General features: G+C 58.3%; 10 protein-coding genes. 8 read left to right on the top strand and 2 right to left on the bottom strand.

The genetic code is table 11. The annotated features are described in order from the left end of the window. Nucleotides 1–31: 31 nt before the first annotated feature. Nucleotides 32–784: an HD domain-containing protein gene (locus ACM5SV_RS13170; protein WP_419425287.1), complete on the top strand. Its 753-nt coding sequence runs from the start codon at nucleotides 32–34 to the stop codon at nucleotides 782–784. Between the two features lie 102 nt (nucleotides 785–886). After that, a complete protein-coding gene (locus ACM5SV_RS13165; RefSeq protein WP_012760422.1) occupies nucleotides 887–1813 on the top strand; it encodes an NADP-dependent oxidoreductase in 927 nt (308 codons plus the stop codon). 33 nt (nucleotides 1814–1846) lie between these two features. On the opposite strand, the gene ACM5SV_RS13160 is transcribed toward ACM5SV_RS13165, so the two are convergent. Next, on the bottom strand, nucleotides 1847–3274 hold the full coding sequence (locus tag ACM5SV_RS13160) for a PLP-dependent aminotransferase family protein (protein ID WP_419425286.1): 1428 nt from the start codon (nucleotides 3272–3274) through the stop codon (nucleotides 1847–1849). Between the two features lie 88 nt (nucleotides 3275–3362). On the opposite strand from ACM5SV_RS13160, the gene ACM5SV_RS13155 reads away from it, so the two are divergent. After that, entirely contained in the window at nucleotides 3363–3782 is a 420-nt protein-coding gene (locus tag ACM5SV_RS13155; RefSeq protein WP_221964696.1) for a cupin domain-containing protein, read from the top strand. Between the two features lie 161 nt (nucleotides 3783–3943). Continuing rightward, on the top strand, nucleotides 3944–4588 hold the full coding sequence (locus ACM5SV_RS13150) for an HD domain-containing protein (RefSeq protein ID WP_419425285.1): 645 nt from the start codon (nucleotides 3944–3946) through the stop codon (nucleotides 4586–4588). Between the two features lie 257 nt (nucleotides 4589–4845). On the opposite strand, the gene corA is transcribed toward ACM5SV_RS13150, so the two are convergent. Next, a complete protein-coding gene (gene corA / locus ACM5SV_RS13145; RefSeq protein ID WP_012760421.1) occupies nucleotides 4846–5811 on the bottom strand; it encodes a magnesium/cobalt transporter CorA in 966 nt (321 codons plus the stop codon). A gap of 603 nt (nucleotides 5812–6414) precedes the next feature. Between corA and ACM5SV_RS13140 the strand changes: the two genes are divergently transcribed. The 4 genes from ACM5SV_RS13140 (at nucleotide 6415) to ACM5SV_RS13125 (ending at nucleotide 13146) form a co-directional block, all read left to right on the top strand. After that, a complete protein-coding gene (locus ACM5SV_RS13140; protein WP_003555124.1) occupies nucleotides 6415–7857 on the top strand; it encodes an ATPase domain-containing protein in 1443 nt (480 codons plus the stop codon). Then, a complete protein-coding gene (locus ACM5SV_RS13135) occupies nucleotides 7854–8912 on the top strand; it encodes a sensor histidine kinase (RefSeq protein ID WP_419425284.1) in 1059 nt (352 codons plus the stop codon). Before ACM5SV_RS13140 ends, ACM5SV_RS13135 begins: the two co-directional genes overlap by 4 nt. A gap of 291 nt (nucleotides 8913–9203) precedes the next feature. Beyond that, entirely contained in the window at nucleotides 9204–11387 is a 2184-nt protein-coding gene (locus ACM5SV_RS13130; RefSeq protein WP_419425283.1) for an ATP-binding protein, read from the top strand. 493 nt (nucleotides 11388–11880) lie between these two features. Continuing rightward, nucleotides 11881–13146, top strand: coding sequence for an SMP-30/gluconolactonase/LRE family protein (locus ACM5SV_RS13125; RefSeq protein ID WP_419425282.1), 1266 nt, complete (start codon nucleotides 11881–11883; stop codon nucleotides 13144–13146). Nucleotides 13147–13149 lie beyond the last annotated feature (3 nt).

Raw genomic sequence — 13149 nt, 5'->3', positions numbered from 1 at the left:
TTACATCCGGCTTGCGACAAGGAGAAATACGATGAACTTCCGAACCATCATCGCAGCCACCTGCACCGCCCTTGCAGTTATTGCTGGCTTGACCGCTCTTTCGAAAGAAGGCCGAGCCGAACCGCTTGTACTCGAGACTGATCTCAACACGAGCATCCTTCAAGCAGAGATACCGGACACTGAATTGACTCGCGACGCAACGCGCCTGGTTCGGAAGGCGGAGGGCGACTTTCTGTTTGAGCACTCTGTTCGCGTCTATCTCTGGGCTTCCCTGGCGGGCCGGCGCAAAGGCCTCCCCTTCGATCCAGAGCTACTGTATGTGGCAGCCTTGTTTCATGACTTTGGTCTGACAGGCAGGTACGGCCAGAGCCATCTGCGTTTCGAGGTGGACGGCGCAAACGCCGCACGTGACTTCTTGAACAGCCACCGCGTGTCTGAAGCTTCAAGCGAGAATATCTGGCTTGCGATTGCGCTGCACACGACGAATGGAATTTCCGCCAATCTTTCCCCGATCGCGGCTCTGGTTGCCGAAGGCGCCAATATCTTGTCGGGGCAGGCTACGATAATTTCACGAGTGCCGAGCGCAATGCTGTCGAGGCGGCTCATCCACACCCACCCCCGTTTGCGGATGGCTTCATGCAAATCCTCTACAAGAGTCTTGAGCATCGTCCAGAGACCACAAGGCACCGGGCTTGCCGACGTCATGGCTTATAAAGACCCTGCCTTTCGCCGCAGGGACTTCAGCAATCTGATGCGCAATTCGAAATGGGCCGTTAGCGACTAAGTGGACAGGCAAAAAAACCGTGCTTCCAGGAGCAGCAAACTCAAGGAGTTCATCATGACACCCGACACCACTAATCCATATCCAGAACAACAGGAGGCATCCATGATGGCGTGGCGCGTCCATGACTTCGGCTCGCCCGAGGCAATGAAATTCGAGCCTGTCCCGAAGCCGGCACCTGGCCCAGGCGAAGTTCTGATCAGGGTCAGGGCCGCTGGAGTGGGTCCATGGGATGGATGGATCAGGGCAGGCAAGAGCGCCTTGCCTCAGCCCCTGCCGCTGACGCTCGGCTCCGATCTATCCGGAGACGTCGTCTCGATCGGCGCCGATGTGGCCGATCTTGCGGTTGGGGACCCGGTCTATGGCGTAACCAATCCGAGGTTCATCGGAGCATATGCGCAGTATGCGGTGGCGTCGGCGGAGATGATTGCTCGCAAGCCTGCAACGATCAGCTACGCAGATGCTGCCTCCGTACCGGTGATCGCGGTCACGGCCTGGCATGGCCTGTTTGATCAAGCGCAACTCGTCTCCGGGCAAAAGGTGCTCATTCATGGCGCCGCCGGAAATGTCGGCGCCTACGCCGTGCAGCTGGCTAGGCGTGCGGGTATCGAGATCATCGCCACTGCTGCCAGGAGAGACTTCGCCTACCTCCGTGAACTGGGCGCGGATACTTTGGTCGACTATCACAGCGAGCGCTTTGAAGACGTTGCCCGGGATGTGGACGCTGTCCTTGATCTCGTCGGCGCCGAAACGCAAAGGCGTTCGTTTCAGATCCTGAGGCGCGGCGGAAAACTGATTTCGGCTGTCTCACCTCCCGATCAGGATCTTGCCAGGCAGCATGGGGTTGAAGCGGCGTTTTTTCTTGTCAGGGTCGGAACCGAGTACCTGACGAAGATCGCCGAGCTGATCGACAATGGCGATTTGAAGACGCGGGTGGGTGTGATCCTCCCGCTTGAGGAAGCGTACGTGGCCCATCTGATGCTTGAGGGCGTGCGCATTGCGCCAGGGGGGAAGATTGTTCTCTCAGTTTAAGCTAACTGCCCGGTAAGGTATCAGGGAGCTTGTTCAGGATGGAGCGGGCAAGCGTGACTGACCTATCACCTCGAGCAGCCGATCACACGATCGGGTAAGGTTCTTCATCGGCGTCGTCGCGACGCCGAGAAGGAGCCCGGATGCCGCGTCGTCGGACGACACGTACCAGGCCGACAGCGGCGATGGCGACATTCCAAAGCTGAAAGCTGCGCGAGCCGCTGCCACGTCTGATACATCCTCGGGCAATCTCAGTAAGACGGCCAAACCGGTCGCCTTGGCCCTATCAACACCAACACGCGACCGCAGGTAATCCAACAGCGCCTCTTGTCTGGCTGCGTAGGCGCGCTTGGTTCGGCGCAGATGGCGGATATAGTGACCCTCCTGCATGAACTCTGCGGTGGCGACCTGTATCGCAGGTCCAGGGGCCGGCGCCAGACAGGCTGCCATCTCAGAAAACCGGCCGACGAGATCGGCCGGCGCGACAACGAAACCAAGCCGTATTGCCGGGCTGATCGTCTTGCTGAACGAGCCGATGTGGATGACGCGCCCACCCCGGTCGAGTGATGCCAGCGCCGGCGCGGCGCGTCCCGTCAACTGAAGCTCGCTCAGATAGTCGTCTTCGATGACCCATGCGCCAGCGTTGCTGGCCCATTCGAGGAGACCAAGACGTCGGTCAAGCGACAACGTCGGCCCGAGAGGGGCCTGCTGCCCTGGAGTCACGACGGCAATCTTGGCGTCGGGATGCTGACGCAATCCGAAATCAATATCGATACCATCCGCATCGACGGGAATTGGTGCGAGCGAAAGGCCGGAAAGCTCAAGGCCTTTTCTTGACCAAGGGAATCCCGGATTTTCCACCCAGGCGGCATGGCCAGACAGAGCCAGGACGCTGAGCGCTAAGCCTAGGCCCGCGCCGAATCCACCGGTGATGATCACCTGCGAAGGCGAGCAGTTGATCCCTCGGGCGACGGCGAGGTAGGAGGCAATCTCGCGCCTGAGCTCGAACTCGCCGCGCGGATCGGGATAAAGCGGCAACGCACCTGCCTTTGTGCGGGCAGCCTTCGCGTGGATGCGTGAGAACAACGTCGCTGGGAAGGTGTCGGTTGCTGGGACGCCCATCTGGAAGAGCGCCGGTCCCTTCGTCATCTCCAGATAGGTCTCCAGAAACGAGCCTGCCTGTGGCAGAGGGTCGCCTTTTTTGATCGCGTGAGGGCGCTGCGCAACCCGGGTACCTGAGGCTCGGGACGCTTCGATCAATTGTGCGGCGGCTAGTTTTGCGTATGCAGTTCGAACTGTTCCCCGCGCGACACCAAGCTGGGCAGAAAGATCCTGCCATGACGGGAGTCGTGCGCCGGGCACCAACACCCCGCTTTCAATTGCCAAGACGATCGCTTTGCGGATCTGCTCCGATAGGGACGTTTTGGCTGACCGATCGACATTGAAGTTCAGTGGCTTGTTCATGAGCCATGGTACAGGATTTTGCTTCGTTCTTGGTACTTTATTCTGACCTTCCGACTGGCCATCTTTCCAGTGTCAGAAGGAGAAAACCATGAAAATCCGCATTATCCTCCCCGCAATCTGCGTCGCACTCGCCTTTAGTCTCGGCGGGCACGCCGTTGCCCATGACGGCCAAGCCGAAACGGTCATACCCAAATTCGATCAGGCGATTGCTAATATCCCCGGTAAGTCGCTTCGTGTCGTAGAGGTTGATTATGCACCGAGCGCAGCATCGCCGGCACATAGCCACGCCAGGTCCGCCTTCATCTACGCCTATGTGCTCGCAGGCGCGATTGAATCAAAGGTGAACGACGGCCAAATCAGGATATACAAGGTTGGCGACAGCTGGTTTGAACCACCTGGCGCGATCCATTCGGTGAGCCGTAACGCGAGCAAGACAAAACCCGCAAGGTTGCTCGCAGTCTTCGTTGTCGATGCTGACGAGACCACTCTTACCACCCCGATCAAATGAATGGGATCCGGACGCTAACCAATGACAAGCCGGTGGGACGACAGCCATCTCGCTCACAACCGCACCGACCCGCTCGGCGGGATACCCCATGTCATGCAGAGCGGCTCAGCCGGCCGGTTGTCTAGTTTATCGACCGGCCTCGCAGCGAAGGAGATATAGATATGAATACAGACGAGCTTTGCACCTTAGGAATTCCTGACAGCAAACTGACCCGCGATGTGACGCAGTTTATTCGCGACACGGAGAGCGATCTGCTTTTCCATCATTCTGCGCGCGTCTTCTGTTGGGGTGCCATGACAGGAAACCGCAAAGGCATGATCTTCGATCCCGAGTTGCTCTACACGGCTGCGATGTTCCACGACATTGGCTTAACGGCGCACTACGAGAAAAGCCAGCTACGCTTTGAGGTCGATGGGGCCAACGCCGCGCGCGAATTCCTCCAGAGTTACGGCGTCACCAACAACGACCTGCAAATCGTCTGGAACGCAGTCGCTCTACACACGACGCCCGGCATACCGGAATTCATGGATCCTGAGATCGCGCTGCTCCAGAGCGGGGCCGGCATGGATGTGGCCGGCCGCGGCTACGATCGGTTCACAGATGAAGAACGACAGGCTGTTGTCAAAGCTTTTCCGCGTGAAAACCACTTCAAGGAAGGGATCATTGACGCGTTCTATCATGGCATGAAACACCGCCCCCACACCACCTTCGGAACCTTCAATGATGATGTCCTGGCGTTCAAGGACCCGAAGTTTCAACGGATCGATATGTGCAGCGTCATTTTAGGTTCAAGGTGGCCGGGTTGAACTGGGTCACCGGCAGGGTGCAGTGCCTTGATGACTTCGTGTCTCGGAAAAAGCACCTCTAGCTCGCCTCGCTCACGAATTCGCGCGGGGAGCTCTTCGACAATCGGATGTCGGCTGTCGAGGGCTCGACAGATTTGCACGACGGAAGTGAGAACGAGGGTCAGGGCGCAACTCGATTTGTTGTGTGGCCGACTTCTCATCTGCCCCCCATGGGCGCATGGGCGGAACCGCCCCTTTATGAACTTCTGGCGGTCGGGTTACAGCCATCCAGCTTTTCTGAAGCGGGAGTAGAGGATACCACAGACGACGACGATGACGGTTAGGACGACGTAGTAGCCGTACTCTGTCCCTAGTTCCGGCATGTGCTCGAAGTTCATGCCGTATATGCCCGCGATCGCAGTCGGCACGGCGAGAATCGCGGCCCATGCGGCGAGCTGCCTCGTAATGGTCCCCTGCCGCTGCTGCTCCAGAAGGTTGGATGCCTCGAAGACCGATGTGATGATGTCCCGCAGGCCGCCCACGACGCTCTCCACGCGCCGGACGTGATCATGGACGTCGCGGAAGAACGGCTTTGAGTTCTCGTCGACGCAGGGCAGGTCCAGGTGGGTCAGCTTTCCGACGACTTCCGACATCGGCCCCAGCACGCGCTGGAACTTGATGACCTGACGTCTCATTCTGAAAATGCGCCTGATCTGCTCGCGTTCCAGGAAAGAGATCAGGACGTGCTTCTCGAGCTCGAGGACCCTGTCTTCCATGGTTTCCACCATCGGAAGATAGCCGTCGACAACGAAGTCTATAATGCCATGGAGAACATAGTCCGGGCCGTGCTCGAGGAGCTGCGGCGAATGCTCAAGCTGTTCCCGCAGGCCCTTATGCGACTTCGCGGATCCATGCCTCACCGAAATCAGGTGATGCTTGCCCACGAAGATGCATGTCTCGCCATAGGCTATCTTGTCGCCTTCCAAATGCGCCGTCTTGATGACCACGAAGAGTTGGTCGCCGTAGACGTCGACCTTCGGCACCTGCTGCCCGTTCATGGCGTCCTCCACTGCCAGCGGATGCAGCCCGAACATCATCTTTAGACTGTCCATTTCGTCGGAAGTGGGTTCTGCGAGCCCTATCCAGACAAACTCGCCGTCTCGGGTTACGAAGGACTGGGATTGAAGCGCTACCTCCTCGGCGCGCTTGCCGTTTCGGTAGATGTACGATGCGATGACTGTCATAGCATACTCGGAAGTTGGGGGTAGCAGCGTGGCTATTCACCGCTTCATCAACGCGGAGCGTTGGCGAAGGTTCGCTCCCGGCGCTACAGCCAGCGCAGATCAGATGCTGAACTGTTCGCCGATTTCCACGACCTTGTTTGCGGGAAGCTCGAAGTAGGTCGATGGGTCGACGCTAGCCCCGACTGCGCGATATGGAGGTCATCCTGCCACCGCGTAACGCCGAGGTCGGGTTGCCCATCAGCGTGCGTCGACCGCGATAAAACGACGTCGCGGAGGCGATCATGGTGTCGCCAATGAACAGCGCCGAACCTGTCAATCCTGCGAAGAGCGTCGCCGTACCAATGCCAGTGACGCGACGAGGCGCGATACCTGCTCGAACAGGCGCAACTTGCTTAGAGAAAGACATCCGTGGTTAGGTCTGAACAACCCGTCATGCGCTTGCACAGCGCCGCCGGTGCGTTTGCGAGGAGGGAACGCTGGCCGATTGGGTCCCAATGCTGTTGATGTTTCGAGAAACCGAAATATAACAGCAACTGCCTCCCCTCCCAGACGATGCCCGCCATCGGTCCCATTTGCGCAACACAATCCTAGCGAAAGACGAATATGACAAAACGGAAAAGGACCTCGATCGTCAGCACCGGGATTGGTGGACTTGACGAAATCCTACGCGGTGGCCTGCCGGCATCCAATCTTTACATGCTGCAGGGCGCGCCGGGATCGGGCAAGACAACGGCCGCGCTACAATTCCTGCGGGCCGGCGTCGAGGCGGGCGAAAGCTGCATTTACGTGACGCTTTCGCAGACAGCTGCGGAACTCGAAGCCATTGCCGTGTCGCACGGCTGGACGCTCGACGGGATCCGCGTCGAAGAGCTGTCCACATCCGGCGCGGTCAACGAGGCCGACGACCAGAGCATATTCTTGACCACTGATCTCCGGTTGGACGAGACCAGAAAAGCCATCGAAGCCGCGATCGAGAAACATAAGCCCCGCCGCCTCGTTTACGACTCCCTACTTGAGATCCGCTTGATCACCGGTGACTCGCCGCGTTTCCGTCGCGAGTTGATCGGCTTCAAGTCCTTCCTGGCGAAACAGGACGTCGTGGCGCTGTTGCTGGACACGCAGACAGCCGGCAACGACCGCAGCGGTGAGGAGGTGGAGGGGCTGGCGCACGGTGTCATTCGCTTCGACAAATCACTGGAAGAATATGGCGGCGTACGCCGCCGCATCGAGGTCTCGAAGATGCGTAGCGTGCCTGTGGCTGACGGCTACCACGATATGGCGATACGTGAAGGCGAAGGCGTCGTCGTCTTCCCTCGTATCACGCCGAGCACAGCGCCAGAGATCGCCAAGCCACAGCTGATCAAGTCTGGCGTGGCCGAACTCGACGAGATGTTCGGTGGTGGTCAGGAGGCCGGAACAACCACACTCGTAATCGGGCAGTCCGGCACCGGCAAATCAACGATGTCATCTCTTTATGCGACGGCGGCGCTGGAACGAGGCGAGAATGTCGCGCTGTTTCTCTTCGAGGAGCGCTTGGAGACGTTCTTCCGCCGCTCCGAAGGTTTGGGCATGGAATTGCGGCAATTCCACAAGGATGGTAAGCTGGTCCTGCGGGATTTTAACCCGAACGAGATTTCGCCCGGTGAATTCGGGCAGATCGTTCAGGAGGCGGTTACCCAAAACAGATCGCGAGTGGTGGTGATCGACAGTTTGACCGGTTACCTCAACTCTCTGCCGCATCGAGAGAAAGCCGTTCGCGACATCCAATCGCTCCTGAAATACCTCGCCCGGTCCGGTGTCCTGACCATGCTCATCGTCGCGCAGCACGGCCTGCTTGGTCAAAATGTTGGGATCGACGTCGATGTCAGCTTTCTTGGCGACACCGTCCTCCTGCTTCGGATCGTTGAGCACGAAGGCCGCCTCCGCCGAAACATCACGGTGGTCAAGAAGCGTCATGGACCGCACGATCTCAACGTCCGCGAGCTGCTGATCGAAAGCGGCAGCGTAAGTGTCGTGGCCTACAATCCCTTGCCTGATCCGAAATGAACATCGTTACGCCCGAAAGCGAACTGGACTGGGTTCTCGTCCTCGCTCCTTTTCGCAAGGACGCGGAGTATATAGCGGCGTCTCTTCGTGAGCAGGCGGTCGAGGTCAAAGCAGTCAAGGCGGACGAAGATCTGGTCCAGCATCTTGCCGTGTCACCCGGGATCATCGTTATCACCCACGAGGCACTCAGTTCCGAGGTCGTAGGCAAAATCGCAGAACATCTCGCCGAGCAGGCTGGCTGGTCTGAAGTTCCAATCGTCGTTTTGTTGGAGCGTTCTGCGCCAGTCGCGAGAATACGCACCCGATTGCAGGCTTCCTGGCCAGATGCTCGCCTTCTGTTCCATACCCGCCCGATCGCACCGTTGGAATTCGTGAACGCCATCCAGTCGAATATGCTGGTGCGACTGCGCCAGCGCCAGGTTCGCGATTCCATCGAACGGGAGCGAGAGCTGCGTCTGGAGCTTAATCATCGGGTAAAGAACATCCTGGCGAGTGTCAGCTCGATCTTCCGGATGACCAGGCGCGGCGCGGCATCTGTCGATGACTTGGCCGACGATTTTACAAGCCGCCTTCAGGCGCTTTCCAACGTCCATACTGCTGTCTTCGAAGCCGGCGGGGAGGAGGTCTCGCTGTGCGACGTCGTGGGCCTGACGGTTTCTCCGTACAACAGTGATGGCATGAGCCGCATCAACGTCAGCGGCCCTGAGATCACGGTCGGCCGCGAGGCCGGAACCACGATAGCGCTGTGTTTGCACGAACTCATAACGAATGCGATCAAATACGGCGCATTGTCAGAGCCCGATGGAACGGTCGAAATCGTCTGGACGATCGCGGAAGCGGGCGGCCCCAAATTAAGCTTGAAATGGATTGAAACGGGCGGTCCGCCGGTGCGTGAACCGACGCGGCAAGGCTACGGCACGAGATATGTTCGCTCAGCGTTCGCGTCCTTGTTCGGATCGCTTCCCGACATCTCCTTTGCCCCAGACGGCTTTCGGTGCAGCGTGAGTGGTCCGTTATCGCGCGTCACGCCGCAAAACCACAATACGGCAGATTAGCATTTGTTCAGGCAGCACTTTTCCTGCGCCGCGATTTAACCAGAGTGGTTCACCGAGCGCGAGGCCTTGCCGGGATCCCGCCGCGGTTCCATTGCCCACATCCCAGTCGAAGCCCGCGGGCCCCAGGCTGCCAATCGACCACTGTCACAACAAATCCATCAGAATCCTATCACCGTACCCCTTTGCGGCGCGTGGCGTGGTCGGACCATCCGACACCCTCTCGCATGAACTCTTCCGAGGCTTTTGCGTTGTGGTAGTTCTGCCCGCAATTCAGGTCAGCCACGAGGCACGATGGAATCCCCAATCAATTTTCCCGCCGAACGCCTTCAACAAATCCTCAACAGCGCCATCGATACCGGGATCATAACCCTCGACGCTGAAGGCAATATCACCAGCTGGAGCAAAGGTGCCGAGAGGCTGCTTGGGTGGTCGCAGGAGGAGATGCTCGGAAAGACGCTGATCGAAATCTTCCTAGATGACGAGGGCGCCCCCGATTTGCTGGCAGCTGAGCTGGAAGATGCTCGACTGAACGGCAAAGGAGGAGGCGAAGGCTGGCGGATGCGCAAGGACGAGGGACGGATATGGGCGGTGGGAGAGACAACGCCGCTCTTCGATGACGGGCGCGAGCTGGTTGGGTTCGTGAAAATCCTCAGGGATCGTACCGAGCAGCGACAAATCGAGATCGCCCTTCGGGAGCGCACCCGAGCTTTGGAGATCCTCAATCGCGCGGGCGCCAGCCTTGCACGCGAGAACGATCTGGAGAAGGTCGTTCAGTTGGTGACCGACGCAGGCGTCGAGCTGACCGGTGCGCAGTTCGGCGCGTTCTTTTACAATGTCATCAACAAGGCCGGCGAGAGCTACATGCTCTACACACTCTCAGGTGTGGCCCGGGACGCGTTTTCGAAGTTTCCCATGCCGCGCAACACCGAAGTCTTTGCGCCGACGTTCCTCGGCCAAGGCATTTTGCGCTCTGACGACATCACGAAGGATAGCCGCTACGGAAAAAACCCACCACGCCACGGTATGCCGGAAGGCCATCTCCCGGTCCGAAGTTACCTTGCAGTTCCTGTTATTTCCCGAACAGGAGAGGTTATCGGCGGACTCTTCTTCGGCCACGAGAATGTGGGTGTATTCGATGAGGAATCTGAAAAGGGCTTGGCGGGTCTTGCTGGCGAGGCAGCAGTCGCCATCGACAATGCGCGGCTATTCGACGCCGCTCAGCGCGAGCTGCTTGAGCGGCGGCGCGCCGAGGAGGCTCTAAGGGAGCTCAATGCCAATCTCGAAGATCTTGTCAGGCAAAAAAGGGATGAGCTTACACGCAACGCCGATGCTCTTCGACAAGCACAAAAGATGGAAGCGGTCGGGCAGCTGACGGGTGGTGTCGCCCATGACTTCAACAACCTCTTGCAGATTATTGTCGGCAACCTGGACACGCTGATGCGAACTTTGACGCCTGAAGCTGGCCGCCTGCGTAGAGCGGCCTCACAGGCGATGAATGGTGCGCGGCGCGCCGCGGCGCTGACCCAGAGACTTCTGGCTTTCGCTCGCCGACAGGCGCTTGACCCGAAGCCCGTTGACGCGAATGCGCTCATACGAGGCATGTCGGAGCTGCTGCACCGTACGATTGGCGAGATCTACCAGATCGAAGTAGTGCTAGCTGGTGGCCTCTGGAGGACAGAAGCGGATCCGAATGAGCTTGAAAGCGCCTTGCTCAACCTGGTGATCAACGCACGAGACGCGATGCCCGGTGGTGGGAAACTGACGGTCGAGACTTTCAACGCTCATCTCGACGAGGCGTATGCCGCAATGCACGCCGAAGTCATTCCCGGCCAGTATGCCGCAATCAGTGTTTCCGATACTGGAACGGGTATGGAGGCCGAAACCCTTTCTCGCGTTTTTGAGCCGTTCTTCACAACCAAGGATCAAGGTAAAGGCACAGGCCTCGGGCTCAGCCAGGTCTACGGTTTTGTCAAACAGTCAAAGGGTCATGTGAAGATTTACTCAGAGGTCGGAGAAGGCACGACTGTCAAAATCTATCTCCCCAGGCTGTTGGCCGAAGGCGCGGAGGAAGAGGTGGCCGAGCGCGCGCCGATCCCTGAGGCAGCAGACGGCGAATTTATCCTCGTCGTCGAGGATGATCCGGATGTGCGGGCATATTCGGTGGAGTCGCTGCGAGAGCTGGGCTCCCAAATATTGGAAGCGAAGGATGGCCCTACTGCCCTCCAACTACTGGCGGCCCACGGACCGGTTAATCTGATCTTCACCGATGTTGTCCTTCCCGGGGGGATGAGCGGAGCGGACGTCGTCGCTAGGGCAAGAGAAATGTATCCAGAAATGAAAGCGCTGTTCACCACCGGCTATTCGCGCAATGCTATCGTGCATCATGGCCGCCTGGATAAGGGCGTAAACCTTCTGACAAAGCCGTTCTCGTTCGAAGACCTGGCGGTACGAATAAGGGACGTTCTTGACCTCTGAAATAAAGTTTCAGTATGGATCCCCAGGGCGGCGAGGTGGTGGCTGAAAAGTCTCGGAAACTGCCCCATATTTGGTCCCCGCTTCTGGCGCGGCAACCGGCGGCCTTTGTGTTTTCCGGAGGCCTAGTCAGGCTTCGATCAGCCAATGGCCTTGATGCTGGTAGTCTTCTAGGGTTCCATCGACTGAGACGTCATATGACCAGCAGCGCGCCACGCAGCCCTTAAGCGGTGTTGGACATTGTATTTTAAATTGGCGCCTTTAGATTTTAAATTAGACGGAATGTGAATTAAGAATGGCCGGATGAAGACCGATCCTACCATGGGTTTCTCCTGTCTGCGTTGATCGTTTGACCGGTAAAACGGCTTCCAAACGCCAGGGATTGATCTGCTGGTCACTCACCGATGGCGGCGCGAACCAGACCGGCCGGGAAGGGTCCCCGTGTGAGGCAATTTGATTGAGCCCGGGTGACCTTTAACCCACACGGAGGCCCAACATGCTCCGGCTCGGCCGCTTGAGGGAAATCAATGAAGCGAAGAGACGGAACCTGAAGGTCAAAACGAAGTTCGGCACCGAAATTCTCCAAAAGGAGCCAATGATGGTACCGAACGCATCCCTTGTTTCGCGCCTCGCCGTTGCAGGCGCGTTCATCTCGCTCGCACAACCTGCAAGCGCTCAAACCTCTGACAAGCTGACGAACAAAGCCAAGGAACTGGTTGCCTCGATTACCGGCCAGACCGACGAGCGCCTGCAGAAGGTCGCAACCTTCGACCATCAACCAACCGGCGTTACCGTGTCCGAAGATGGTCGAATTTTTGTGAACTTTCCACGCTGGTCGGAAGATGTGCCCGTCTCCGTCGCCGAGGTCATGACCGACGGTTCAATCAAACCCTATCCCAACAATGAGTGGAACGCTTGGCGCAATGCCAAGATGTCGGAGATCTCGCCGAAAGATCACTTCGTCACGGTACAGAGTGTCGTTGCGGATCAGAAGAGCTCCCTCTGGGTCGTCGACCCAGCTGCACCCAACAGCGAAAAGACAGTCAAGGACGGGCCGAAACTGGTCCAGGTCGACCTCAAAACCAATGCCGTCAAGAAGGTCTATCCCTTTTCGCCAGACGTCGCTGGACCCGCAAGCTATCTCAACGACGTGCGAATCGCCCCCGACCGCGCCTTTGCCTATTTCACGGACTCTGGCATTCCGGGCGGCCTGGTCGTGCTGGATCTTCGCTCGGGCAGGGCTTGGCGGGTGTTGAGCGGTGATCCATCAACGCAGGCCGAAAAGGATGTTATCGTCGAAACCGACGGCAAACCATTACGCCGTCCGGACGGCCGCCAGCCGCAGTTCAACGCCGACAGTATTGCGCTTACGCCTGACGGCAAGACCCTCTATTGGAAGGCATTGACCGGCAAGACCATGTATCGGCTGCCGACCGATGCCTTGCAGAAGGCGGAAACGGATCCCAATGCGGTTCGGCCCGAGAAGGTCGCCGAGACCGAGCCGACGGATGGCCTTTGGATCGACCAGCAGAACCGCATCTACCTCAGCACGATGGCGAACAATGGCATCAAAATCCTTGGCGCTGATGGAACGGTGACGCCATTGCTCGAAGACAGCCGATTACGCTGGCCGGACACATTCGCCCAAGGACCCGATGGCACAATGTACGTGACCGCATCGCATATTCAGGACTCGCCTTGGTTCAATCAGGCTTGGACCGACAAAACCTTTACTCTCTTCAGATTCGCTCCGCCGAATTGAAAG

Origin of the sequence: Rhizobium sp. CRRU65, from assembly GCF_048551595.1 — a bacterium.
Classification (GTDB): Bacteria; Pseudomonadota; Alphaproteobacteria; order Rhizobiales; family Rhizobiaceae; genus Rhizobium; species Rhizobium leguminosarum_J.
The sequence above is the reverse complement of the archived record's forward strand: the minus strand, read 5'-3'. Positions and strand labels throughout refer to the sequence as shown.

Bases quoted from the DNA above. Each gene is read 5' to 3' on its own strand.
- ACM5SV_RS13135 (WP_419425284.1), top strand. From the start codon at position 7,854: ATGAACATCGTTACGCCCGAAAGCGAACTGGACTGGGTTCTCGTCCTC.
- ACM5SV_RS13155 (WP_221964696.1), top strand. From the start codon at position 3,363: ATGAAAATCCGCATTATCCTCCCCGCAATCTGCGTCGCACTCGCCTTT.
- ACM5SV_RS13130 (WP_419425283.1), top strand. From the start codon at position 9,204: ATGGAATCCCCAATCAATTTTCCCGCCGAACGCCTTCAACAAATCCTC.
- ACM5SV_RS13150 (WP_419425285.1), top strand. From the start codon at position 3,944: ATGAATACAGACGAGCTTTGCACCTTAGGAATTCCTGACAGCAAACTG.
- ACM5SV_RS13165 (WP_012760422.1), top strand. From the start codon at position 887: ATGATGGCGTGGCGCGTCCATGACTTCGGCTCGCCCGAGGCAATGAAA.
- ACM5SV_RS13170 (WP_419425287.1), top strand. From the start codon at position 32: ATGAACTTCCGAACCATCATCGCAGCCACCTGCACCGCCCTTGCAGTT.
- ACM5SV_RS13140 (WP_003555124.1), top strand. From the start codon at position 6,415: ATGACAAAACGGAAAAGGACCTCGATCGTCAGCACCGGGATTGGTGGA.
- corA (WP_012760421.1), bottom strand. From the start codon at position 5,811: ATGACAGTCATCGCATCGTACATCTACCGAAACGGCAAGCGCGCCGAG.
- ACM5SV_RS13125 (WP_419425282.1), top strand. From the start codon at position 11,881: ATGCTCCGGCTCGGCCGCTTGAGGGAAATCAATGAAGCGAAGAGACGG.
- ACM5SV_RS13160 (WP_419425286.1), bottom strand. From the start codon at position 3,274: ATGAACAAGCCACTGAACTTCAATGTCGATCGGTCAGCCAAAACGTCC.